The organism is Blastococcus deserti (assembly GCF_042682525.1).
GTDB classification, from domain to species: Bacteria; Actinomycetota; Actinomycetes; order Mycobacteriales; family Geodermatophilaceae; genus Blastococcus_B; species Blastococcus_B deserti.
This window is the reverse complement of the sequence record NZ_JBHUHP010000032.1, coordinates 1-1,036: the sequence shown is the minus strand read 5'-3', so window position 1 is coordinate 1,036 and position 1,036 is coordinate 1. Positions and strand designations below refer to the sequence as shown.

Sequence of the window (1,036 nt, the reverse complement as noted above, 5' to 3'; positions counted from 1 at the left end):
GGCGATCGAACGGTAGTAGTCGTCCTCGAATTCGACCGGTGGGATGTCGCCGCAGGCACTGTGGAGGCGGCGGTGGTTGAACCAGTCGACGTACTCCAGGGTGGCCAGCTCGACGTCGTCGAGGCCCTTCCACGGTCCGCGGCGGCGGATGAGCTCGGTCTTGTAGAGACCGATGAGGAACTCCGCGGCAGCGTTGTCGTAGCTGGCGCCCTTGCTGCCGACGCTGCGGACGGCGCCGGCGGCATCCAGCCGGTCGGTGTAGCGCACGGACAGGTATTGCGAGCCCCTGTCCGAGTGGTGGATCAGCCCGCGCACCTCGTGGCCCTCGCGGGCCCGCTGCCAGAGGCCCTGCTCGAGGGCATCGGCGGCCAGGTCGGTGCGCAGCGAGGTCGAGCAGCGCCAGCCGACGATGCGCCGCGCCGGGAGTGGACGTCCATGACGAAGGCGACGTACACCCAGCCCGACCAGGTGGCGACGTAGGTCAGGTCGGCGACCCACAGCCGGTTGGGCGCCGGAGCCCGGAACACGCGCTGCACCAGGTCCTCCGGTCGGGCGTCGACCGTCGCGGCCGGGACGGTGGTCCGCTTGACTTTGCCGCGCACCACGCCGGCCAGGCCGAGTTCGCGCATGAGGCGCTCCACTTGGCAGCGCGGCACGCGGTGGCCTTCGCGCCGCAGTTGCCGCCAGACCTTGCGGACCCCGTAGACGCCGAGATTGGCGTCGAAGACCCGCTGGATCTCGGGCTTGAGCCGCTCGTCGCGGACCGCCCGGCCCGACGGCGGGCGGAAACGTGCGGCGTAGTAGGTGCTCGGAGCGATCGCGGCGCCCGCCTCGGTGAGGGCGCGGCAGATCGGCTCGACTCCGAACTCCTGACGATGCTGGTCGATGTAGTCGATCAGCGCTGCTGTGGCCGGTCGAGCTCGGCCGCGAAGAAAGCCGACGCGCTCTTGAGGATCGCGTTCGCCCGGCGTAGCTCGCGGTTCTCCCGCTCCAACGCCACCAACCGTGCCCGCTCATCGGTCGTCAGACCAGGCGC

General features: G+C 70.8%; 1 pseudogene and 1 other annotated feature. The pseudogene reads right to left on the bottom strand.

Annotation, left to right across the window (positions count from 1 at the left end):
* Nucleotides 1–1,036: pseudogene (locus ACFSHS_RS22500) on the bottom strand (IS3 family transposase); the annotation flags it as partial.
* Nucleotides 810–938, bottom strand: a sequence feature (AL1L pseudoknot). It overlaps the preceding pseudogene by 129 nt.